Origin of the sequence: Thioalkalivibrio sp. ALE28, assembly GCF_000377425.1 — a bacterium.
Lineage (GTDB): Bacteria > Pseudomonadota > Gammaproteobacteria > Ectothiorhodospirales > Ectothiorhodospiraceae > Thioalkalivibrio.
On the sequence record NZ_KB898101.1, the window covers coordinates 1 to 22,936 of the forward strand.

The following is a 22,936-nucleotide window of genomic DNA, read 5'->3' on the forward strand; positions in this document are numbered from 1 at the left end:
CGGCTCCGCTCAGACATCCAGCGCCTTGTCTCCCGCGAAAACCCTCTCCACTCGGCGCGACGACAACGGGGGGTCAAGGTCAAGACAACGGCGGTCCACAGGTTCGTGGTAATGGATCAAGGCTGGGTCTTCCGGCATCTGGGCACGCTCGGCCTTGGGCCGTTGCGTGCCGCGCCCGCAGCGCGGGCGCTGGGGGCTTTCAGGCGGCAGGGCTGTTGTGGTGTCGTGGGGCTGGAACACCTTCTGTCTTGACCTTCCTCCCCCGTATGGAGCCCCTCGCGGAGGGCGTGATGGGCCGGGAGAAGGCGCTGGATGTATGAGCGGAGCCGGAGGCGCAGCGAGTTCAGCGCCGCCGGCCCAGCGCGTCCGGAGCGAGGTTCCCGGGCGGAATCCGGGTGCCCTTCTTTGGGTACTTTCTTGGGCAAGCAAGAAAGTACCTCGGGGCGCGCTGGCGAGTCAGCGCACGGCAGTATGTGGACCGAAGGCACGTAAACACCCGATGCCGAACCAGGGCCAGCCTCAACCCGGCAGGCGACCACCCGGAGGCAGTGCAAATACCCGATGCCGAACCGGGCGCGACCCAAGGGGTGGGTGGTCGGGAAAAGCCCGGGTCAGGCGGACCCGTCGAGCTTCGCCGCGAAATGCGCCGGCGCGAAGCCCTCCTGCTTGCGCAGGTAGTCGGCCAGCTGCGCCGCAAAGTCGGCCGGGACCGAGTCCCGCACGGCCGGCATCTCGCGCAGCCGCTCCCAGCGCTGCGCCAGCCGTGGAAACGCCTCCGCCTCCCAGGGGCTGTCCGGGTCCGCAAGCAGCGCATAGCGCATCAGGATCGGTGCCAGGGTCGCGTCGATCAGCGAGAAATCCGGGGTGGCCAGGCGATCATCCCGCGTCATCTGTTGTTCCAGGCGCTCCAGCCCGCGCGCGGCCGTATGGCGCGCGAGCTCGAAGGCGTCCTCGGTGGCGGCCGTCATCCAGTGATACTGGGCGAAGGTCTGTTCCGAGAGGTACTCGATCCACGCCCGGGTGCGGGCCTGTTCCAGGGGGTCCACCGGCATCAGGGCGGGCGGGGTGATGGCATCGATATACTCGTTGATCACCGCCGACTCGAACAGCACGGTGTCGTCGTCGACGATCAGCACCGGCACCTTGCCGAGCGGCGAGCGCGCGCGGAACCACTCCGGCGGGTCGGCCAGATCGATCAGGCTCAGTTCGAACGGGGCCTGCTTGTATTTCAGCGTGATCACGCTACGCTGGACAAACGGACAGATGGCGAAACTGATCAGGTGCAGATGCGGCAGATTCATGAGGGTCCTTGGCGTCCTGGGTCGGGGCAGGTCACGGTCCGGATGACCGCGGAACGTCGGTGCCTGGCCTGGAAAGGTTGCGCATTGTCCCCCCTCGCGCAGGCCCGGGGAAGCCTTGGCCAGGGGTAGCGGCCACCACGAGGCGCCCAGCGCCGGGCTGCGGATCGACAAGTGGCTGTGGGCCGCGCGTTTCTACAAGACGCGCGGGCTGGCCAGCGAAGCGGTTGGCGGCGGCAAGGTCCACGTGAACGGCGAGCGCTGCAAGCCGGCGCGGCGCGTGCATCCCGGTGACCGCCTGACGATCCATCGGGGCCCGCAGGTCTGGGAGCTGGACGTGGTGGGGCTGAACGAGCAGCGCCGGCCGGCCCGCGAGGCACAGGCTCTGTACGAGGAGACCCCGGAGAGCCAGGCCCGGCGCGAGGCGGAAAGCGAGCGCCGCCGGGCCGAGCGCGCGGTGGCGGACAGTGCGCCCAGCCGCCGGCCGGACAAGCGCGAGCGGCGCAAGATTCGCCGTTTTATTCGCCAGGATGACAGCGACAGGAGCGAATCCGAGTGACATCCCTCGAAGGCAGTGGCCCTCCGGTGACCCCGCGTGTGGCGGTGGATCTGGTGATCCGTCATCCGGCCCAGCCCGGTCGGGTGCTGGTGATCGAGCGGCGCAACCCCCCGCATGGCTGGGCGCTCCCCGGGGGCTTCGTCGACGTTGGCGAGTCCGCCGAGCATGCCGCGGTGCGCGAGGCGCGCGAGGAGACCGGGCTGGAGGTCGAGCTGGAGGTGTTGCTGGGCGTTTATTCCGACCCGGAGCGCGATCCGCGCGGGCATACCGTCAGCGCGGTCTATATCGCCCGTGGCCGGGGCGAGGCGAAGGCCGCCGACGATGCCACCGACTGCGCCTGGCTGGACCCGGAGGATCCGGATCCGGTCCTGGTGTTCGATCACCGGCGCATCCTCGATGACTACCGCCGCTGGCGTCTGACCGGTGAAACCGCCGCGCCACGCCCGGTGCGAAAAGCGGGATGAAGCCGGCCAAGCTGTTACCATACGGCGCTTTCGACCACCGCTACGGTATCGCGTGACAAAGGCTGACCCCGCAACCCCGACTCGACCCGACAGCGAGCTGCCGGAACCGCACGTCTACGAGCGCGCGGATCACGGGATCTCGCGCGCGGCGATCGACGACAACGCCCTGAAGGTGCTCTATCGCCTGCGCGACGCGGGTTACCGTGCCTGTCTGGTGGGCGGCGGCGTGCGTGACCTGCTGCTGGGCCGCGAACCGAAGGATTTCGACGTTGCCACCGACGCGACGCCCGAGCAGGTGCGCGGGCTGTTCCGCAACTGTCGCCTGATCGGGCGCCGCTTCCGCCTGGCGCATGTGCTGTTCGGGCGCGAGATGATCGAGGTGGCGACCTTTCGCGCCCCGCATGACGACGAGTCCGGGGACGAGGGCCAGGTGGCACTGAGCGAGGAAGGACGCATCCTGCGGGACAACCGCTACGGCACCATCGAGCAGGACGCGATCCGCCGCGACTTCAGCGTCAACGCCCTGTACTACGACATCGAGGACTTCTCGGTGCTGGATTACACCGGCGGGGTCGAGGATCTGCGCGCGGGCGTGCTGCGCCTGATCGGCGACGACGTCGAGACCCGGCTGCGCGAGGACCCGGTGCGCATGCTGCGGGCGGTGCGTTTCTCCGCCAAGCTGGGGCTAACCATCGCACCGGAGGTCGAGGCCGGCATCCATGAGCTGGCCTCGCTGATGCAGACCGTGGCGCCCGCGCGGCTGTTCGACGAGGTGATCAAGCTGTTCCACAGCGGTGCGGCGGTGACCTGCCTGGACGAGCTCGAGCGCTTTGGCCTGTTCGAGGCGATGTTCCCCGAGGCGGCGGACTGCTTTGCCGATCCGGATGTCGGTCCCGAGCGGCGCCAGTTCCTGGTCGAGTCGTTGCTGAACACCGACAAGCGCATCAACGAGGGGCTGGGCGTGAACCCGGCCTTCCTCTATGCCGCGATCCTGTGGGCGCCGGTGCAGGTGGCCGCGGCGCAACGGATCGACGACGGCGAGCAGGAGATCCCGGCCTGGCAACAGGCGATGGCCGAGGTGCTCGATCGGCAGGTGAAGACGGTCTCCATCCCCAAGCGCTTCAGCCTGATTGTGCGCGAGATCTGGGAACTGCAGGCGCGCCTGGAGCGCCATCGGGGCGGCCGCGCGCTTCGCCTGCTGACCCATCCGCGTTTTCGCGCCGGCTACGACTTCCTCTGTCTGCGCGCCCGTGCCGGCGATGCCGACCCCGAGCTGTGCCGCTGGTGGACCGAGATCCAGGAGCAGGACGAGGCCGGCCAGAAGGCCATGGCCGGAGCCCCGAAGGGGCCCAAAGGTGACGGCAAGTCGGGTACCAAGGGCAAGTCGCGCCGCGGTGGCCGCCGTCGGCGCCGGGGCCGCAAGGGTGGTGGCGAGAACGCCGGAGCGGCCTCGAAGCCCGATGCCGGGGGTGGCGAGTGAGCACGGCCGATCACGGCGTGCAGGCCTTCATCGGGATCGGTGCCAACCTGGGCGAGCCCGAGGCGCAGGTGCGCGACGCGTTTGACCGTCTGGCACAGGAACTGCCGCAGACGCGCCTGACCGGGCGTTCCCGGCTGTTCCGCAATCCGCCGATGGGTCCGCAGGACCAGCCCGACTACGTGAACGCAGTGGCCCGGCTGCACACCCGTCTGGAGCCGCTGGACCTGCTGGCGGGTCTGCAGGCCATCGAGTGCGCCTGCGGCCGCAAGCGCGACGGCAGCCGCTGGGGGCCGCGGCTGCTGGATCTGGACCTGTTGCTGTTCGGTGAACAGTCGCTGGATCTGCCGGGCCTGCAGGTGCCGCATGCCGGCATCGCCGAGCGTGATTTCGTGGTCCTGCCGTTGCTGGAGCTGGCGCCTGGTCTGCAGATCCCGGGTGCGGGCCCGCTGGAGGGGCTGGCGCGGCGCTTCGACGGCGCGGGCCTGATCCCGATCGCGGAGCCGGAGGCGAACGTCGCGGCGGCGGAGGGGCGCCGATGAGTCTGGCCGATTTCGATTTCATCGCGGTCGAGGGACCGATCGGGGTTGGCAAGTCCAGCCTGGCGAAACGCCTGGCCGAGCACCTTCAGGCCGAGGGCATCTTCGAGGCGCCGGACGAGAACCCGTTCCTCGACCGCTTCTACCAGGAGCCGGACAAGCACGCCCTGGCGACCCAGCTGCACTTCCTGGTGCAGCGCGTGCGCCAGCTGACGCCAGTGGCGCAGAAGGGGCTGTTCGAGCAGCGGCACGTGTCCGACTATCTGATGGACAAGGACCCGCTGTTCGCCGAGCTGAACCTGCACCCCGATGAGCTGGAGATCTATCGCGAGATGTTCCGGCACCTGCGCGGCGGCCTGCCGCGTCCGGACCTGGTGATCTACCTGCAGGCGCCGGTGGACGTGCTGCAGGAACGCATCCGCCGCCGGGCACGACCGTACGAACGTCACATCGAGGCCGGTTACCTGGAACGGCTGAACGCCGCCTACGCGGAATTCTTCTATCATTTCGAAGGACCGGCGCTCGTGATTGTGAACGCCACCGAGATTGACTGGGTGAACAACCCGGCCGATTTCGACCAGCTGGTGCAGTTTCTGGAGCCGATCCAGGGCGGGCGGCACTACTTCAACCCGTTGCCCATCTCGCTCTAGAGGGTGGCAAGCCGGACTGCCCGGGAGGCATGAACATGCGGCCGATTACCGTGAACACCCTGGCCCGGCGCAAGCAGGCCGGCGAGCCGATCGCCTGCCTCACTGCCTACGACGCGGCCTTCGCCGGGCTGCTGGACCGCTGCGGGGTCGACGTGATCCTGGTCGGCGATTCGCTCGGCATGGTGGTGCAGGGCCACACGACCACCCTGCCGGTGACGCTGGACGACATGGTCTATCACGTCGCCAACGTGGCGCGCGGCAGCGAGAACGCCCTGATCATGGCGGATATCCCGTTTCTGGGCGATGTCGATGTCGCCACCGCCCTGGCCCAGTCCGGGGCACTGCTGCGGGCCGGGGCGCACATGGTCAAGGTCGAATGCGGGGCGGTGGAGGTACCGATCGTGGAACGCCTGGTGTCCGCCGGCATTCCGGTCTGCGCCCACCTTGGGCTGACGCCGCAGGCCGTTCACCGCTTTGGTGGCCACCGCGTGCAGGGGCGCGATCCGAAGGCGGCGGCCGAGATGGAATCCCTGGCCGCGCGCCTGGAGAGTGCGGGGGCGCAGGCCCTGCTGCTGGAGGGCATCCCGGAGAGCCTGGCCGATGCCATTGTGCGCAGCGCCGGGGTGCCGGTGATCGGCATCGGCGCCAGTCCGCGCTGTGACGGCCAGGTGCTGGTGCTGTCCGATGTGCTTGGCCTGACCCCCGAGCCGCCGCGCTTCGCGCGGGATTTCCTCGCCGAGGGGGGCTCCCTGGAAGGCGCGGTACGCGCCTACTGCGACGCCGTGCGGACCCGGGCGTTCCCGCAATCCGGCGTCCATACCTTTACCTGACACGGAAGCCCGAGCATGAGAATCCTGCGTGATCGGCCACAGCTGGTGGCCATGCATCGAGAGTGGTCGCGCAAGGGGCGCGGCACCGTGGCGCTGGTGCCCACCATGGGCAACCTGCACGAGGGGCACCTGACCCTGATCCGGCATGCGCGGGCGCGCGCCCAGCGGGTGGTGGTTTCGATCTTCGTGAATCCGTTGCAGTTTGATCGCGCCGAGGACCTGGAGCGTTATCCGCGCACCCTGGAGGAGGATGCCCGTCTGGCGACCGATGCCGGCGTGGATGCGCTGTTCTGCCCCAGCAACGAGGACATGTATCCCGATGACGGCATGCCCCCGGTACGCGTGGTCGTGCCGGGGCTGTCGGAGATCCTCGAGGGGGACTACCGACCGGGGCACTTCGACGGGGTGGCCACCGTGGTGACCAAGCTGTTCAACCTGGTGCGCCCGGACCTGGCCCTGTTCGGCGAGAAGGACTTCCAGCAGTTCAAGCTGATCGAGCGCATGGTGCAGGGGCTGGACATCCCGACCCGGGTGGAGGCCATCCCCACGGTGCGCGAGGCGGACGGTCTGGCCTTCAGCTCGCGCAACCGCCAGCTGTCGGAGGACGCCCGTGCGGTAGCCCCCGAGCTCAAGCGGGTGCTGGACGAGGTCGCGATGGTCTGCCGTACCGCCACTGTGTTCGACGCCGACCGCATCCCCGAGGTCGAGGGACGGGCCTGCGAACGACTGCGCGAGGCCGGTTTCGATCCGGAGTACCTTTCGATCCGCCGCGCCGAGGACCTGCTGGAGCCGGCCTCGGGCGTACCGCTGGCGGAGCAGGACCTCGTGGTCCTGTCCGCCGCCTGGCTGGAGGACGTGCGCCTGATCGACAACGTCCGCACCCGCCTGGCCTGATTCTGTTAACGGATTGACCACGAAGCCCACGAAGGCACGAAGAAGGGCCAGGTCAGGGGCTTTTTACCACGGAGGGCACAGAGTCCACGGAGGAAAGGACCAGGCTTTCGGGGGGTAGGATGTGATGAGCGCCGCGCATCGCATCCCATCGGGTGGTGGCCCGCGGCCCCCCAGTTCCCGGATTGATGCGTTTCGCCGCGGACGCTCTCAACCCCAACAGTAGTTTTCTCTGTGTCCTCCGTGTGCTCTGTGGTAAATCCGCCCTTTGCCCTTCTTCGTGTCTTCGTGGGCTTCGTGGTGAAAAAACATTGACCCGAACGGGCGGGTTTGCCGTGGTCGCCGGGATCGCGGATAATTTTCCGCCCTTCCGAGGTACAAGCCGGGAATTCGCCGTATGGTTGTCACTATGCTGAAAGGCAAGCTGCATCAGGGCCGGGTCACGCATTGCGAGCTGGAGTACGAAGGCTCCTGCGCGATCGATACCCGCCTGCTGGAGGCGGCCGGCATCCTGCCGTTCGAGCAGATCCAGATCTACAACATCGACAACGGCGAGCGCTTCACGACCTACGCGATCGAGGGCGAGGCCGGTTCCGGCATCATCTCGGTCAATGGCGCGGCCGCGCACAAGGCGGCGGTGGGCCATCGCGTGATCATCTGCGCCTATGCTCAGATGGAGGCCGCCGAGGCCCGCGAATTCACCCCCGACCTGGTCTATCTCGACGCCAGCAACCGGATCATTCGCACCGGTCACGGCATCCCGGTCCAGGCCGCCTGATTTCCCTCTCCTCCGCGCACGGCCCGCCCGCAGTTGTCGGGCCGGGGGCGCGCCGCTATCCTCGACGCCCATGAATCTCCACGAATTTCAGGCCAAGGCGCGCTTTCGCGACGCCGGCATCCCCGTTCCCGACGGTCAGGTGATCACCGCGATCGATGCACTACCCGGCGCCTGGCAGGCGCTGGGTGCCGAGCGCGTGCTGGTCAAGGCCCAGGTCCACTCCGGCGGTCGTGGGAAGGCCGGCGGCGTGGTGATGGCGGATTCCCTTGAGGCGGCGCGCGTGGCCGCGGAGAACCTGCTGGGTTCGCGCCTGGTCACCGGCCAGAGCGGCCCCGAGGGGCTGCCGGTGGACCAGCTGCTGCTGGAGCCGGCGGTGGATATTGCCCGCGAATTCTACTTCGCCATGCTGGTGGACCGCGCGCGCGAGCGCCTGGCGCTGGTGGTCTCCGCCGAGGGCGGCATGGATATCGAGACGCTGGCGGCGGAGCGCCCCGAGGCGGTCGTGACCCTGCCGATCCATCCGGCCACGGGGGTAATGCCGTTTCATGGCCGCCGGGTGGCCTCGACCCTGGGCCTGGCCGGCGCCGCCGCGAAGGCAATGGCGCAGCTGGTGACCAACGCGCATGCCCTGTTCCAGCAGCTCGATGCCCAGTTGCTCGAGATCAACCCGCTGGTGCTGACCGGCGATGACCGGCTGCTGGCGGTCGACGCCAAGCTGACCATCGACGACTCCGCGGCCTACCGCCAGAAGGCGCTGTTCGAAGAGCGCGACGCGCGCCAGCGCGACCCGGCCGAGGAACAGGCGCACGAGCACGACCTCAATTACATCCGCCTGGATGGCTCCATCGGCTGCATGGTCAACGGTGCCGGCCTGGCGATGGCGACCATGGACCTGATCCAGCACCACGGCGGCGAACCCGCCAACTTCCTGGATGTCGGTGGCGGCACGACGGTGGAGCGGGTGACCGCGGCCTTCAAGCTGATCCTGTCCGATGCCTCGGTGAAGGCGGTGCTGGTGAATATCTTCGGCGGCATCGTGCGCTGCGACCTGATCGCCGAGGGCATCATCGCCGCGATCCGCGAGGTGCAGGTCCAGGTGCCGGTGGTGGTGCGCCTGGAGGGCACCAACGCCGAGCAGGGCCGCAGTGCGCTGGCGCACTCGGGCCTGGACGTGATCCCGGCCGCTGATCTGGACGCGGCAGCGCGGGCCGTAGTGGAGGCCGTGGCATGAGCATTCTCGTCGACCGCGACACCAAGGTGATCTGTCAGGGCTTCACCGGCAAGCAGGGCAGTTTCCACTCGGAACAGGCCATCGCCTACGGGACCCGCCTGGTCGGGGGCGTAACCCCCGGCAAGGGCGGGCAGACCCATCTGGATCGGCCGGTGTTCGATACCGTGGCCGACGCGGTGGCGACCACCGGCGCGACCGTCAGCATGATCTACGTGCCGGCCCCGTTCGCCGCGGACGCGATCTGCGAGGCGGCGGACGCCGGGATCGAGCTGGCGGTCTGCATCACCGAGGGTATCCCGGTACAGGACATGGTGCGGGTCAAGCAGGTGCTGGCCGGCAGCCCGACGCGCCTGATCGGCCCCAACTGTCCGGGCATCATTACCCCGGATGCCTGCAAGGTCGGGATCATGCCCGGCTATATCCACCGTCGCGGGCGCATCGGCATCATCTCGCGCTCGGGCACCCTGACCTACGAGGCGGTCAAGCAGACCTCCGACCTTGGCCTGGGCCAGAGCACCTGCGTGGGCATCGGCGGCGACCCGATCCAGGGCCTGGACTTCGTCGACTGCCTGCGCCTGTTCCGCGAGGATCCGGAGACCGACGGCGTGCTGATGGTGGGCGAGATCGGCGGCGACGCCGAGGAGCGCGCCGCGCGCTTTATCGCGGACGAATTCGACAAGCCGGTGGCCGCCTATATTGCCGGCGCCACCGCGCCGCCGGGCCGGCGCATGGGCCATGCCGGGGCGATCATCGCCGGTGGTCAGGGCACCGCGGCGCAGAAGATGACCGCCCTGCGCGAGGCCGGTGCGACCGTGGCCGAGAGCCCGGCGGAACTGGGCGCCGCGATGCAGTCCGCACTGGTCTGATCCGCGGATGAGCGCCGATTCGCCCCTGCGTCTGGCCCTGGCCCAGATCAACCCGGTGGTGGGCGGTCTGGAGGACAACCGCCACCGCATCCTCGAGGCGATCGAACAGGCCCGCGCCGGCGGCGCCCGCGCAGTGGTGTTCCCCGAACTGGCGGTCACCGGCTACCCGCCGGAGGACCTGCTGCTGCGTCCGGCGTTTCTGCTGGGCGTGGAGCGCGTGGTGACCGCGATCACCGAGGCGGCGCGGGGTATCGATGTGATCCTGGGCGCCCCGGTGCACGGCGAGGCGGGCCTGATCAACGCGGCGCTCTGGCTGCGCGACGGGGCCTGCATCGCGCGCTATGCCAAGCAGGTCCTGCCCAATTACTCGGTGTTCGACGAAGAGCGCTACTTCGTCGCCGGCACCGAGGCCTGCGTGGTCGAACTGGACGGCTGGCGGGTCGGACTGACGGTCTGCGAGGACATCTGGCAGCCGGCCCCGGCGACCGCGGCGCGGGCCGCCGGGGCCGAGCTCCTGCTGAATCTCAACGCGTCGCCCTACCACCGCGGCAAGGCCGAGGAACGCCTGCGCGTGGTGGGCCAGCGCGTCGCCGAGACCGGTTGCCCGGTCGTCTACGTGAACCAGGTAGGTGGCCAGGACGAGCTGGTCTTTGACGGTCGTTCCTTCGTGCAGGATCCGGTCAACGGCGCGCGGGCCGTGCTGCCGGCCTGGGCGACCGGCCTGGGGCAGGTGGAGGCGCGCCGCGGGGTGCAGGGTCCGATTCTGCACCCCCGCGACGAGCACCTGCACCTGTCCGCCTGCGGCATCCGGCCGACGCTGACCGACCCCGGTCCGGAACCGGACGAGGCCGATGCCCGCGACCTCTACCAGGCGCTGATGATCGGCATCCGCGACTACGTGACCAAGAACGGCTTTCCCGGGGTGCTGCTGGGCCTGTCCGGCGGGATCGACTCCGGACTGACCGCGGCGCTGGCCACCGACGCCCTGGGCCCGGCGGCGGTCACGGCCGTGATGATGCCCTATCGCTATACCGCCTCGATCAGCATCGAGGACGCCGAGGCACAGGCCCGGCTGCTGGGGCTGGAGTATCACGAGATCGCGATCGAACCGATGGTCGAGAGTTTCATGGCGGGGCTGGGGGATGCCTTGTCCGCGTATCCGGCCGGGGCGGGGGACGTAACCGAGCAGAACCTGCAGGCGCGCGCCCGGGGTGTGCTCCTGATGGCGCTGTCCAACCGCAGCGGCAAGCTGTTGCTGGCCACGGGCAACAAATCCGAGATTGCGGTGGGCTACTCCACGCTGTACGGCGATATGAATGGCGGTTTCGCGCCGCTGAAGGATGTCTCCAAGCAGTGGGTGTATCGCCTGGCGCGCTGGCGCAACACGCGCGGGCCGGCGATCCCGGAACGGGTGATCGAACGTCCGCCCAGCGCGGAGCTGGCGCCGGATCAGCAGGATGCCGACTCGCTGCCGCCGTACGAGGTGCTGGACGCGATCCTCGAGGCCTTTGTCGAACAGGAACGGTCCGTCGCCGAGATCGTCGCGCAGGGTTTTGACCGCCCCACGGTGGAGCGCATCGCCCGCATGGTGTTCATCGCCGAGTACAAGCGCCGCCAGGCCGCGCCCGGAATACGGGTCAGCCCGCGCGCCTTCGGCCGCGACCGGCGCTACCCGATCACCTCCGGCTACCGCCCGGACTGATCCGCGCCGACGCGCGCAGAGTTCACCACGAAGCACACGAAGGCACGAAGAAGGTCAAGGACGGTTCACAGGAAGACAGGAAGTACCGAAGGTTCTGAATGGGGTGTCCCGGGCTGCGGTCTTAGGGCCCCGACAATACTGACTCGGTGCCTCGCTCCGTCCGACGTATCCGAAACGGCGGCATATTGCGGACCGGAAAGGACTTCCCCGATCAACCACAGGCCCTCTTCCAGCCTTCCCGTCTTCCTGTTAAACGCCCTTGACCTGGCCCTTCTTCGTGCCTTCGTGTGCTTCGTGGTGAATCCAGAGCAGCGTCGAACGTCGCGAGCAGGCGAGGACCACAGCGCGGGGCCGGGGGTTTGATACACTTTCAGGGGTGAGACAAGCGCCTGCGCAGCGGGCACAACCAAAGGGATTCGCATGAAGAAGATCGAGGCGATCATCAAGCCGTTCAAGCTGGAAGATGTCCGCGAGGCCCTGACCGAGATGGGTATCGCCGGGATGACCGCGACCGAGGTCCAGGGCTTCGGGCGCCAGAAGGGCCACACCGAGCTCTACCGGGGCGCGGAATACGTGGTCGATTTCCTGCCCAAGGTGAAGCTGGAACTAGTGGTGGACGACGACCGGGTCGACCCCTGCATCGATGCGATCGTGAAGGCCTCGCGCACCGGCAAGATCGGGGACGGCAAGATCTTCGTGTCGGATATGTCGCGCGTGGTCCGCATCCGCACCGGCGAAGAGGGCAGCGAGGCCCTCTGAGCGACCTGCCTTTCGGCGCCGCTTGGATTCACCACGAAGCGCACGAAGGCACGAAGGAGGTTAAAAGCCTTTTCACTACAGAGGATACGGAGCACACAGAGAAAGGCCTAAATTGGTGATGTTCGATGACTCAGACGGAGCTCGATGCGCCTTGCCCTGCAGCCCTGATTTTCTCCGTGTCCTCCGTGCACTCTGTGGTGCAAACGCCCTTGACCTTGCCCTTCTTCGTGCCTTCGTGTGCTTCGTGGTGAGTCCAAACAGCGCCGGGAGGTGCCAACTCAGTTGGTGAGGAAGGGGATGCGGTCCATCACGCGCCACAGGCCGCGGCGTTCCTCGCCTTCCAGTTCCACCGGCTCGCCCGCGCGCACGGCCACGGCCGCGTCCGGGTAGTTCAGCTCCAGCACGGTCATGGTGTTCTCGGCGTGATCGTCCAGGCCGAGCTCGGTGTAGGCGCGATGCAGCACGGCCAGGGCCTTGGGCATCACCTCGGCGCCGGGGTAGGTGGAGATGACGTTGCGGGCGCGCTGCGCGGCGGCGACCCAGGCGGTGCGTTCCATGTAGAACTCGGCCACCCGCAGTTCGTAGGCGGCCAGCGCATTGCGGATGTAGATCATGCGCTGGTAGGCGTCCGGGGCATAGCGGCTGTCGGGAAACTCGCGGATCAGGCGGTCGAAGTCCTGGAAGGCCTGGTCGAAGGGCTCCGGGTCCATCTCGGCGGGGTCGCGCGGGAACAGGTTGGCGAGGAAGCCCTGCTGGCGGTTGAAGTTGATCAGCCCGCGCAGGTAGTACGCATAATCGAGGTTCGGGTGGCGCGGGTTCAGCTGCACGAAGCGGTCCACCGCGGCCAGGGCGGGTTCCGGCTCGCCGGCCTTGTAGTAGGCGTAGGGGATCTCGATCTGCGCCTGCTGGGCATAGCGCCCGAAGGGATAGCGCGCCTCGAGTTTTTCGTAGTATTCGACGGCCTGGTCGTAGTTGCCCTCGTTCAGGGCGTTCTTGGCCTCGCCGTAGAGCTGGCTGGCGGACCAGCCGAGCGTGGGGTCTTCGCGCCCGGCACAGCCGGCGACCACGAGCGCCACGATCAGAACGACGAGCAGGCGCGACAGGTGCGGGACAGAAATCACGGCGAGGCCTCACAGATGAACCGAAGTGCAGGGATTCTACAACATCAAGCCCCGGTGGCGACGAGCGGGAGGCCGCGCAATGAGTGAACCGCGGGAGGCCTGTCTGCCGGAAGAAGCGGCGGGACAGCGCCTGGATGCCGCGCTGGCGCGGCTGTTCCCGGAGTACTCGCGCAGCCAGCTGACCCAGTGGCTGAAGGAGGGCGCGCTGCGGGTGGATGGTGGCTCGCCCCGCCCGCGCACGCCGGTGCGCGGGGGCGAGCGGGTCGAGCTGACGGCGCCCGAGGCGCCGGTGCTGGAGGCCCGGCCCGAGGCCATTGCGCTGGACATCGTCTACGAGGACGCCGCGGTGCTGGTGGTCAACAAGCCCGCCGGGCTGGTGGCCCACCCGGCGGCCGGGCATCGCGACGGCACGCTGGTCAATGCCCTGCTGCACCACGCCCCGGAGCTGGCGCAGCTGCCGCGCGCCGGGGTGGTCCACCGCCTGGACAAGGACACCACCGGCCTGATGGTGGTCGCGCGTACGCCCGAGGCCCAGACCGCCCTGGTGCGCCAATTGCAGGCGCGCAGCGTGCACCGCGAGTACCGCGCCCTGGTCCAGGGCCGAGTGATCAGCGGGGCCACCATCGACGAGCCGATCGGGCGTCATCCGGTTGATCGCAAGCGCCAGGCCGTGACCGCGGCCGGCAAGCCCGCGGTCACGCATTACCGAGTGGCCGAGCGCTTTCCCGCGCACACCCTGCTGAACGTACGTCTGGAGACCGGGCGCACGCACCAGATCCGTGTGCATATGGCACATATCCGCCACCCGATCGTGGGGGATCTGACCTACGGCGGTCGTCCGCGCCCGGTGAAGGGCATGGGCGACGCGGCGAAGGCGACGGTCGCGGCCTTCAAGCGCCAGGCCCTGCATGCGGCCCGCCTGGAGTTCGAGCATCCGGAGACGGGCGAGCCCTGCGCCTTCGAGGCCCCGCTGCCGGAGGATTTCGAGGTCCTGCTCGCGGCCCTGCGCGCCGATGCCCGGGAGGATGGGGATGTCTGAGGCCCTGCCGCTGTTGAAACCCGGGCCCGGGGAACTCCCGGCCGGGGTGCACGCGCTGCAGACGACCCGGACGGGTGGCGTCAGTACCGGGCCCTGGGCCGCGCTGAATCTGGCCCTGCATACTGGCGATGCCCCGGATCACGTGGCGGAAAACCGGCGCCGACTGGAACAGTCCCTGGGGTGCGCCGCGCCCATCGCCTGGCCGCGCCAGGTCCATGGGACGACCGTGATCACCGCCGATGCCCTGCAGGCGGCGCTGAAGGCGGGCGATACGCCCGAGGCCGATGCGGTGGTCAGCGACCGGCCGGGGGCGATCTGCGCCGTGCAGACCGCCGATTGTCTGCCCGTGGTGCTGGCGACAGTGGACGGCGCGGCGGTCGGGGTGGCCCACGCCGGCTGGCGTGGGCTGGCCGATGGGGTGCTGGAGGCAACGATCTTGGCGCTGAACGGCCTGCGGCCAGGTGTGCCAATCCAGGCCTGGATGGGGGCTGCCATCGGACCCGTCGCCTTCGAGGTCGGGCCCGAGGTGCGCGAGGCCTTCCGGGCGCAGGATCCGGAGGCCGATGCCGCGTTTCGGCCCGGTGCCGGGGGGCGCCTGCTGGCGGATCTCTACCGACTGGCGCGCCAGCGGCTGCAGCGGGCCGGTGTGGCGCAGGTCGCCGGCGGGGGCCGCTGCACCTTCACCGAGGCGGAGACCTTCTATTCCTATCGTCGCGAAGGAGCGACCGGCCGCATGGGCACGCTCGTGTGGTTCGCCCCCGACCCCGCGCGATAGCCACCTGTCACTGCGAGGCCCTGCCAGGGGCCGTGGCAGTCGCTGGATGCACCCCGACGCTGGTTTCGCGGCGAGCCTCGGCTCTGGCCCCGCGCAGCGGTTTCCGCGCGTCTATCCTTGAAGCCGGGGGGATAGTCCCCAACGTTGGTGTCAGTTCAACAAGATTCGACCGAGGGGTTTCCCAATGCGAATGGATCGCCTGACCACCAAATTCCAGTCCGCCATCGCGGACGCACAGTCGCTCGCGGTTGGCCGCGACCATCAGTTCATCGAGCCGTCCCACCTGCTGCTGGCCCTGCTGGACCAGGAGGGGGGCACGATCCGTCACGTGCTCGACCGCGCCGGCGCCAACGTGCGCCAGTTGCGCTCCGCTTTGGGCGAGGCGCTGGATCGCCTGCCGAAGGTGGAAGGCGCCGCGGGCGAGGTGCATGTCTCCAACGACCTGGGGCGCATGCTGAACGTCTGCGACAAGCTCGCCCAGGAGCGCAAGGACCAGTACATCCCCAGCGAGCTGTTCCTGCTCGCGGCGATCGACGAGAAGGCTGGTGTCGGCGAGATGCTGCGCAACGCTGGCGCCAACAAGGACTCCCTGGAGAAGGCCGTGGAGGACATGCGCGGCGGGGCCCAGGTGGACGACCCGAACGCCGAGGAGAACCGCCAGGCCCTGGACAAGTACACCATCGACCTCACCGAGCGCGCCGAGCAGGGCAAGCTGGACCCGGTGATCGGGCGTGACGAGGAGATCCGCCGCTCGATCCAGGTGCTGCAGCGGCGCACCAAGAACAACCCGGTGCTGATCGGCGAGCCGGGCGTCGGCAAGACCGCGATCGTCGAGGGCCTGGCGCAGCGCATTATCAACGGCGAGGTGCCGGAGGGGCTCAAGGACAAGCGCGTGCTCGCGCTGGATCTGGGCGCGCTGCTGGCCGGGGCCAAGTACCGTGGCGATTTCGAGGAACGGCTGAAGTCCGTGCTCAAGGAGCTCTCGCAGGAAGAGGGTCGCGTGATCCTGTTCATCGACGAGATCCACACCCTGGTGGGCGCCGGCAAGGCCGAGGGCGCGATGGACGCCGGTAACATGCTCAAGCCGGCCCTGGCGCGTGGCGAGCTGCACTGCATCGGCGCGACCACGCTGGACGAATACCGCCAGAACATCGAAAAGGACGCCGCGCTGGAGCGCCGCTTCCAGAAGGTGCTGGTGGACGAGCCCACGCAGGAAGACACCATCGCCATCCTGCGCGGGCTGAAGGAGCGCTACGAGGTCCACCACGGCATCGAGATCACCGACCCGGCGATCGTCGCGGCCGCGCAGCTGTCGCAGCGCTACATCACCGACCGGCAGCTGCCGGACAAGGCGATTGACCTGATCGACGAGGCCAGCTCGCGCATCCGCATGGAGATCGACTCCAAGCCCGAGTCCATGGACCGGCTGGAGCGGCGCTTGATCCAGCTGAAGATCGAGCGCGAGGCCCTGAAGAAGGAATCCGACGACGCCTCGAAGAAGCGCCTGGGCACGCTGGAGGAGGAGATCGAGCGCCTGGAGCGCGAGTACTCCGACCTGGAAGAGGTGTGGAAGTCCGAGAAGGCCTCGGTCTCCGGCGCTGCCCAGTTGAAGGAAGAGCTCGAGCGCGCCCGTACCGAGCTGGAGACGGCCCGCCGCGCCGGGGATCTGTCGCGGATGTCCGAACTGCAGTACGGGCGTATCCCGGACCTGGAGAAGTCCCTGGCCATGGCCCACGAGATGGAGAGCCAGGAGACCCAGCTGCTGCGCAACAAGGTCACCGACGAGGAGATCGCCGAGGTCGTCTCGCGCTGGACCGGCATCCCGGTCTCCAAGATGCTGGAGGGCGAGAAGGACAAGCTGCTGCGCATGGAAGAGGCCATTGGTGACCGCGTGGTTGGTCAGTCCGAGGCGGTGCGCGCGGTGGCCAACGCCATCCGCCGCTCGCGGGCGGGCCTGTCCGACCCGAACCGCCCGAACGGCTCGTTCCTGTTCCTTGGCCCGACCGGCGTGGGCAAGACCGAGCTGACCAAGGCGCTGGCCGGGTTCCTGTTCGACACCGAAGAGGCGATGGTGCGCATCGACATGTCCGAGTTCATGGAGAAGCACTCCGTGGCGCGGCTGATCGGGGCGCCCCCGGGCTACGTCGGCTACGAGGAGGGCGGCTACCTGACCGAGGCCGTGCGCCGCAAGCCGTACTCCGTGATCCTGCTCGACGAGGTCGAGAAGGCGCACCCGGATGTGTTCAATGTGCTGCTGCAGGTGCTGGATGACGGCCGCCTGACCGATGGGCATGGCCGCACCGTGGACTTCCGCAATACGGTGATCGTGATGACCTCCAACCTGGGCTCGCAGCAGATCCAGGAGATGGCCGGCGAGGAGAACTACGCGGCGATGAAGGGCGCGGTGATGGAGATCGTCGGGCAGCACTTCCGTCCCGAGTTCATCAACCGTGTGGACGACGTGGTGGTGTTCCATCCGCTGGAGCGCGAACAGATCCGCGCGATCGCCGATATCCAGCTGCAGTACCTGCGCAAGCGGCTGGAAGAGCGCGACCTGGGCCTGACTATCACCGACGCCGCGCTGGACCACCTGGGGGCCGCGGGCTTCGACCCGGTCTACGGGGCGCGCCCGCTCAAGCGGGCGATCCAGACCCAGCTGGAGAACCCGCTGGCACAGTCGCTTCTGGCCGGCGAGTTCGGCCCCGGCGATACCATCGAGGTGGACATGGCCGGCGAGCAGCTGGCCTTCACCCGGGCGGCGGCCGCGGCCTGATCCGTCCGGTATCCTGCGACATCGACAAGGCCCGCCCGGTGCGGGCCTTTTTCATGCCGGGTCCGCGCTGCGACACAATCGCGGGCCTGGCGCAACGGGACGTGCGCCGAGGGGGTTGGGTATGCCGCATCTGATCGTCGAATATTCGCAGGGCCTGGCCGCGGGGCCGGAGGTGGCCGCTTGGCTGGACGCCCTGCACGCGGCGGCCTGCGCTTCGGGGCTGTTCCCGGCGTCGCATATCAAGGTCCGCGCCCACCCGGTGTCGCAGTATCGGCTCGGGGGCGAGGTGCGGCCTTTCGTGCATGTCTAGGTGCGTCTCAAGTCCGGCCGTTCGCTGGCGCAGCGCCAGGCGCTGAGCGAGGCCGTCCTGCGGGCCCTGCAGGACCGGATCGGGGAGGCGGTAATCACCGTCGAGGTGACCGAGATGGAGGCGGCGAGCTACGCGCGGCACGATCCGCAGGACGGAGACCGGGACCGCCCGGATTGAAATGCCGGTGTGCGTGGCGAGCCGGGCGTTCCGGACCGCTACACTCGGGGGGAGGAAAGACGGAACGGGATGTTCGTGATGGCGGTGGTACGGGTGGTTGCGGTCCTGGCGCTGGGGTTCGTGCTGGCGGGGTGTTCGCTGCTGGACGCGCGCGAACAGCTCGCGCGCATGGGCGGGGCCTGCGTGATCAGCGGCACGGTGGGACCGGACGCGACGGCGTCCGAGGCGGGTCGGACGGGGCCCTATATCGTGGCGGTATTCCGCGAGTCGGTCGGTGGCGCCGGGGTGCCCGAGCCGGTGGACCATGTGGTCAGCGCCCAGGGCGGGAGCTGGTTCTTCGGGCTGGAGCCGGGTCGCTACCGCGTGCTGGCCTTCCGCGACGAGGAGGGTGATCGGGCCCATCCCGCCGGTGCCCCGGTGCAGTATGTGGCCGGCGGCGAGGCGCTGGACTGTGGCCCCGGCGGGCGGCTGACCGGGATCGAGATCCGCGTGAACGGGGACCATCGCCTGGCCCACCCGGTTGCCCTGCCGGCCACGCGCGGCCTGGAGGGCGCCGAGGGCGCCCGCGACCTTCCGCTGAGCCTGGGTCGAGTGACCGCTTTCGGCACGATAACTCACCTGGACGACCCGCGTTTTGCCTCCGATGTGGCCCGCGGCAGCCAGTGGCGACCCCTGGACTTCGTGATGGACGGTTACGCGGGGGTGTACTTCCTCGAGCCCCATGATCCGACGCGGACGCCGGTGCTGTTCGTGCACGGGATGAACGGCTCGCCACGGGACTTTGCCGGGCTGCTGGAGGTTCTGGACCGCGAGCGTTATCAGCCGTGGTTCTACTACTACGCCTCCGGGTTGCCACTGCAGTCGGCGGCTGCGCACCTGGCACAGGTGGTGGAGGAGCTGGAAGTGCGTCACGGGGTCGAGTCGCTACCGGTGGTGGCGCACAGCATGGGCGGGCTGGTGGCGCGGGGGTTCCTGAACGAGCGAGCTCGGCGCGAGGCGGCGGCACCGGTGCCGGTTATGATCACCCTGTCCACGCCCTGGGCCGGGCACGAGCGGGCGCAGCAGGGGGTGGATCGCTCGCCGGTCGTGATCCCGGTCTGGCGCGACATGGCCCCGGGCAGCGACTACCTGGAAGGCCTGTTCCCGCATCCGGGCGCGGGGGCAGGCGAGTTGCATCTGGTGTTCGGCTACCAGCGCGGCGAAGGGGGTGCGCGCGCGACCGCGGACGGGGTGGTCACGCTGGCCAGCATGCTGCACCCGCCGGCCCAGCGCGAGGCGGCCTCGGTCTTCGGCGTGGCGACCACGCATGCCGGCATCCTGTCGCATCCGCTGGCGCTGGAGCGGGTCGAGGAACTCCTGTCCCGGGTGGAGGACCGGTAATGGCTGCGCCCGGCGGCTTCTGCACCGCGACGGGGCAGCGGGATCGGCGTAGTCTGGGGCCACCCGGCCGCACTTCGAGCGGGCGGCGGTTCAACGGGGAATGCGATGCAGTTGTTCGAGTGCGAGTGCTGTGGGCAGGGGGTGTATTTCGACAACACCTACTGCACACGCTGTGGCCATCGGCTGGGGTTTCTCCCGGATCGTCTGGAGGTGTCTGCCCTGGCGCCGGCCGGAGAGGCCACGGATGCCCGCGGACGCCCGGTGCCTGGCGGATTGTGGCGGGTGGCGGACGAGCCGGACGGGGCACTGTACCGCCAGTGTCGCCACTATGCGGTGGACGCGGTCTGCAACTGGATGGTGCCGCACGGCGACGCCGACCCGTTCTGCGGGGCCTGCCGCCTGAACCGGACCATCCCCGACCTGAGTGTCCCCGGCAATGCACGTCTGTGGGAGCGCCTGGAGACGGAGAAGCGGCGCCTGGTCTACGGGTTGTTGCGTCTGGGCCTGCCGGTGGTGCCGCGACGTGATGATCCCAAGGGGATCGCATTCGACTTCCTGGCCGATACGGCCCCCGAGTTCCGCGAGGGCGGTGGCGTGGTCACCGGCCATGCGAACGGGCTCATTACCCTGAATATCGCCGAGGCCGACCCGGCGGTTCGCGAGCGCATGCGCGAGGCGATGGCCGAACCCTATCGCACGATCCTCGGCCATTTCCGCCACGAGTCCGCCCACTACTACTGGGACCGCCTGATCCGCGATACCCCCTGGCACGCCGCCTTCCGCGAGCGCTTCGGCGACGAGCGCGCGGACTATGACGAAGCCCTGCGCCGCCATTATGCCGACGGGCCGCCCGCCGAATGGCAGGCCTCGTTCGTCTCCGCCTACGCCAGTTCGCATCCCTGGGAGGATTGGGCCGAGACCTGGGCCCACTACCTGCACATCGTGGATACCCTGGATACCGCGTCCGCCTACAACATGGATATCGTGCCCGGTGCCGGCCCGTCAGCACGGCTGGGTGCGCAGGGCGATGCACCGGCCTTCGACGCCTATGCCGCGGCCGATTTCGATGGACTGATGGAACACTGGCTGCCACTGGTCAGCGCCCTCAACAGCCTCAACCGCAGTATGGGGCATCCGCATGTCTATCCCTTCGTGTTGACGGCCGCCGCCATCGCCAAGCTGGCGTTCGTGCATCAGGTCATTCAGGATTTCCGCACGGATTGTCGTGCCGCGCTGGCGGGTGCCACCGGTACCTGAGCGCACGCCGGGGGCGCGCGGTCCGGCGCGCCCGCCACTCATGCGAAAGGACGCCCGATGTACAACGTTGCCACCCGTGGCCCATTCAAGGGGCTGAATCCGCGCGTCGCGCCGCTGGCGCTGATCCTGGTGGTCATCATCGCCCTGCTGGGGGTGTATCGCACCGAGCAGCTGGGTGCGGTGGTGGGCGATGCGCGTACCTTCGTGACGCCGCTTCTGGAGTGGTACTACGTGGTCGTCATGGCCTTCTTCCTGGTGATCGTGGTCTGGCTCGGGGTCGGGCGCTACAAGAACGTGCGCCTGGGGCGTGACGACGAGGTTCCCGAGTTCACCACCCTGTCGTGGCTGTCGATGCTGTTCGCCGCGGGCATGGGCGTGGGGCTGTTGTTCTGGGCGGTGGCCGAGCCGCTGTCGCACTACGGCGGGAACCCGTTCCTGATCGAGAATGGCGACCGGGCCGCGGCCGCGGACATGTCCATGGTCCTGACCTATTTCCACTGGGGTCTGAATGCCTGGGGCGTGTTCGCCCTGCTGGCCCTGATCCTGGCCTACTTCGGGTTCCGAAAGGGCCAGCCGCTGGCCCTGCGCTCGGCCCTGCACCCGCTGATCGGCAAGTACAGTCACACCTGGCCGGGGGACCTGGTCGACCTGTTGGCGATCATCGCCACCGTCTTCGGGATCGCGACGACGCTGGGCCTGGGGATCCAGCAACTGGAGTCCGGACTCGCGCACACCGTTGGGATCTCCCTGGAGGGGGACCGCGGACTGCTGATGCTGACCGCGCTGCTGACCGTGATTGCGATCGTGTCCGTGGTGACCGGTATGCAGGCCGGGGTGCAGCGGGTCAGCCAGGCCAACCTCTGGCTCAGTGTCGCGTTGCTGGGACTGCTGCTGGTCGCAGGGCCGACCCAGTACCTGCTGGCCCTGGTCGTGCAGTCCAGCGGCAGCTACCTGCAGAACCTGCTGGGGCTCTCGCTGTACACCCACGCCCACCATATGGACGAGTGGCATGCCGACTGGACGGTCTTCTACTGGGGCTGGTGGCTGGCCTGGGCGCCGTTCGTCGGGCTGTTCATCGCGCGCATCTCGCGCGGCCGCACGCTGCGCGAGTTCGTGATGGGCGTGCTGCTGGTGCCGACCCTGATCACCTTCTTCTGGCTCGCGCTGCTGGGCGGCACCGCTCTGCATGCCGAGGTCGAGGGCATCGCCAATATCGCCGAGCGCGTGTCCGAGGACCTGACCATGGCGACCTTCGCCACCATGGAGACCCTGGAGCCCTGGCTGATTGCGAAGACGGGGGCGATTCTGATCACGATCCTGATTGCGACCTACCTGCTGACCTCCGCCAATGCCGGGATCGTGGTCATCAATACCCTGCTGGCCCATGGATCCACCGAGCACCGGGCGATCCACCTGATCCTGTGGGGGGCGATGATCGGGCTGGTGACCGGGGTCCTGCTGCTGGCCGGCGGGCTGGAGGTCCTGCAGAACGCGGTCATCCTGGCGGCGCTGCCGTTCTCGCTGGTGATGCTGATGATGGTGGTCGGGCTGATGCGCGGTCTGGAGGACGAGCGCTACGCGCCGCGTCCGGGCGAGCACACGGTCGCGCCCAGCGAGCCGTGGACCATCCCGCCGGACCGCGTCCACGAGGACTTCGACGTAGACGACGACGCCCCCGAGGCCGACGCCGAAGACGACGCGCCCCGGCGCTCTTGACCTGTGCCCCCAATTTTCACCACGAAGCCCACGAAGGCACGAAGAAGGGCAAGACCTCTACACCACAGAGGGCACAGAGAAAACACGCGGTACGAGGGCCGCGCATGACGAGGGACTACGTCGATCGCCGTCGGCCGATCGAGACGCCATTCCGTCCAGCCCTGACCTTCTCCGTGTCCTCTGTGGTTCAAATCGCTCTTGAAGTTGCCCTTCTTCGTGCCTTCGTGGGCTTCGTGGTGAACAAAATGGGCGGTGGGTAGAGGAGAAAGGCCCGCGCATCCTGCGCCCACTTTCGGGTGGGCGGGGCTTGCCGTAGCCTGTGCGCCCATCGTCAACCGAACCGC

Annotated in this window: 22 protein-coding genes and 1 pseudogene; 21 read left to right on the forward strand and 2 right to left on the reverse strand. The window is 68.7% G+C overall.

The annotated features are described in order from the left end of the window. Positions 1-111 precede the first annotated feature (111 nt). Positions 112-320: pseudogene (locus D105_RS15390) on the forward strand (hypothetical protein). Positions 321-611: 291 nt separating this feature from the next. On the opposite strand, the gene D105_RS0109620 reads toward D105_RS15390, so the two are convergent. Further along, a complete protein-coding gene (locus D105_RS0109620) occupies positions 612-1,301 on the reverse strand; it encodes a glutathione S-transferase family protein (RefSeq protein ID WP_018878272.1) in 690 nt (229 codons plus the stop codon). Between the two features lie 115 nt (positions 1,302-1,416). Here D105_RS0109620 and D105_RS0109625 point away from each other — a divergent pair, with 115 nt between their 5' ends. From D105_RS0109625 to D105_RS0109680, 12 genes are all read left to right on the forward strand, one after another. Then, positions 1,417-1,857, forward strand: a complete 441-nt coding sequence (locus D105_RS0109625; RefSeq protein ID WP_017940403.1) for an RNA-binding S4 domain-containing protein — start codon at positions 1,417-1,419, stop codon at positions 1,855-1,857. Then, on the forward strand, positions 1,854-2,321 hold the full coding sequence (locus tag D105_RS0109630; RefSeq protein ID WP_017940404.1) for an NUDIX hydrolase: 468 nt from the start codon (positions 1,854-1,856) through the stop codon (positions 2,319-2,321). Before D105_RS0109625 ends, D105_RS0109630 begins: the two co-directional genes overlap by 4 nt. A gap of 52 nt (positions 2,322-2,373) precedes the next feature. Next, the gene (gene pcnB, locus D105_RS0109635) at positions 2,374-3,801 is read left to right on the forward strand and encodes a polynucleotide adenylyltransferase PcnB (protein ID WP_018878273.1); all 1,428 of its coding nucleotides are present in this window, start codon (positions 2,374-2,376) and stop codon (positions 3,799-3,801) included. Next, positions 3,798-4,340 (forward strand): 2-amino-4-hydroxy-6-hydroxymethyldihydropteridine diphosphokinase, encoded by a 543-nt coding sequence (gene folK / locus D105_RS0109640; RefSeq protein ID WP_018878274.1) that lies wholly within the window; start codon positions 3,798-3,800, stop codon positions 4,338-4,340. Before pcnB ends, folK begins: the two co-directional genes overlap by 4 nt. Continuing rightward, the gene (locus tag D105_RS0109645) at positions 4,337-4,987 is read left to right on the forward strand and encodes a deoxynucleoside kinase (RefSeq protein ID WP_018878275.1); all 651 of its coding nucleotides are present in this window, start codon (positions 4,337-4,339) and stop codon (positions 4,985-4,987) included. The genes folK and D105_RS0109645 overlap by 4 nt, the downstream gene beginning before the upstream one ends. Before the next feature lie 35 nt (positions 4,988-5,022). Next, the gene (panB, locus tag D105_RS0109650) at positions 5,023-5,817 is read left to right on the forward strand and encodes a 3-methyl-2-oxobutanoate hydroxymethyltransferase (RefSeq protein WP_018881638.1); all 795 of its coding nucleotides are present in this window, start codon (positions 5,023-5,025) and stop codon (positions 5,815-5,817) included. A 15-nt stretch (positions 5,818-5,832) separates the two neighbouring features. After that, positions 5,833-6,711 (forward strand): pantoate--beta-alanine ligase, encoded by an 879-nt coding sequence (gene panC / locus D105_RS0109655; RefSeq protein ID WP_018878276.1) that lies wholly within the window; start codon positions 5,833-5,835, stop codon positions 6,709-6,711. 394 nt (positions 6,712-7,105) lie between these two features. After that, positions 7,106-7,486, forward strand: coding sequence for an aspartate 1-decarboxylase (gene panD / locus D105_RS0109660; protein WP_026279269.1), 381 nt, complete (start codon positions 7,106-7,108; stop codon positions 7,484-7,486). 70 nt (positions 7,487-7,556) lie between these two features. Beyond that, on the forward strand, positions 7,557-8,717 hold the full coding sequence (gene sucC, locus D105_RS0109665) for an ADP-forming succinate--CoA ligase subunit beta (protein ID WP_018878277.1): 1,161 nt from the start codon (positions 7,557-7,559) through the stop codon (positions 8,715-8,717). After that, on the forward strand, positions 8,714-9,583 hold the full coding sequence (gene sucD, locus D105_RS0109670; protein ID WP_018878278.1) for a succinate--CoA ligase subunit alpha: 870 nt from the start codon (positions 8,714-8,716) through the stop codon (positions 9,581-9,583). Before sucC ends, sucD begins: the two co-directional genes overlap by 4 nt. Before the next feature lie 7 nt (positions 9,584-9,590). Then, positions 9,591-11,285, forward strand: a complete 1,695-nt coding sequence (locus tag D105_RS0109675) for an NAD+ synthase (protein WP_018878279.1) — start codon at positions 9,591-9,593, stop codon at positions 11,283-11,285. A 420-nt stretch (positions 11,286-11,705) separates the two neighbouring features. Then, the gene (locus tag D105_RS0109680; protein ID WP_017940393.1) at positions 11,706-12,044 is read left to right on the forward strand and encodes a P-II family nitrogen regulator; all 339 of its coding nucleotides are present in this window, start codon (positions 11,706-11,708) and stop codon (positions 12,042-12,044) included. Positions 12,045-12,322: 278 nt separating this feature from the next. Here the strand turns inward: D105_RS0109680 and D105_RS0109685 are convergent, their stop codons facing one another. Continuing rightward, positions 12,323-13,165: an outer membrane protein assembly factor BamD gene (locus tag D105_RS0109685; protein WP_018867143.1), complete on the reverse strand. Its 843-nt coding sequence runs from the start codon at positions 13,163-13,165 to the stop codon at positions 12,323-12,325. A 79-nt stretch (positions 13,166-13,244) separates the two neighbouring features. On the opposite strand from D105_RS0109685, the gene rluD reads away from it, so the two are divergent. From rluD to D105_RS0109725, 8 genes are all read left to right on the forward strand, one after another. After that, positions 13,245-14,204, forward strand: coding sequence for a 23S rRNA pseudouridine(1911/1915/1917) synthase RluD (rluD, locus tag D105_RS0109690; protein ID WP_017940395.1), 960 nt, complete (start codon positions 13,245-13,247; stop codon positions 14,202-14,204). After that, positions 14,197-14,979: a peptidoglycan editing factor PgeF gene (pgeF, locus tag D105_RS0109695; protein WP_017940396.1), complete on the forward strand. Its 783-nt coding sequence runs from the start codon at positions 14,197-14,199 to the stop codon at positions 14,977-14,979. The genes rluD and pgeF overlap by 8 nt, the downstream gene beginning before the upstream one ends. Before the next feature lie 190 nt (positions 14,980-15,169). Next, the gene (gene clpB, locus D105_RS0109700) at positions 15,170-17,752 is read left to right on the forward strand and encodes an ATP-dependent chaperone ClpB (RefSeq protein WP_017940397.1); all 2,583 of its coding nucleotides are present in this window, start codon (positions 15,170-15,172) and stop codon (positions 17,750-17,752) included. Between the two features lie 121 nt (positions 17,753-17,873). After that, positions 17,874-18,062 (forward strand): 5-carboxymethyl-2-hydroxymuconate Delta-isomerase, encoded by a 189-nt coding sequence (locus D105_RS0109705; protein ID WP_018867146.1) that lies wholly within the window; start codon positions 17,874-17,876, stop codon positions 18,060-18,062. Beyond that, positions 18,063-18,239 carry a hypothetical protein gene (locus tag D105_RS15085; protein ID WP_018867147.1) on the forward strand — a complete coding sequence of 59 codons (177 nt, stop codon included), beginning with the start codon at positions 18,063-18,065 and terminating at the stop codon, positions 18,237-18,239. A gap of 69 nt (positions 18,240-18,308) precedes the next feature. Continuing rightward, complete coding sequence (locus D105_RS0109715) at positions 18,309-19,619, forward strand: triacylglycerol lipase (protein WP_018867148.1); 1,311 nt, start codon at positions 18,309-18,311, stop codon at positions 19,617-19,619. A 105-nt stretch (positions 19,620-19,724) separates the two neighbouring features. Beyond that, positions 19,725-20,876, forward strand: a complete 1,152-nt coding sequence (locus D105_RS0109720; protein WP_018878280.1) for a putative zinc-binding metallopeptidase — start codon at positions 19,725-19,727, stop codon at positions 20,874-20,876. A gap of 57 nt (positions 20,877-20,933) precedes the next feature. Further along, positions 20,934-22,592 (forward strand): BCCT family transporter, encoded by a 1,659-nt coding sequence (locus D105_RS0109725; protein ID WP_018878281.1) that lies wholly within the window; start codon positions 20,934-20,936, stop codon positions 22,590-22,592. The last annotated feature ends 344 nt before the right edge of the window (positions 22,593-22,936 follow it).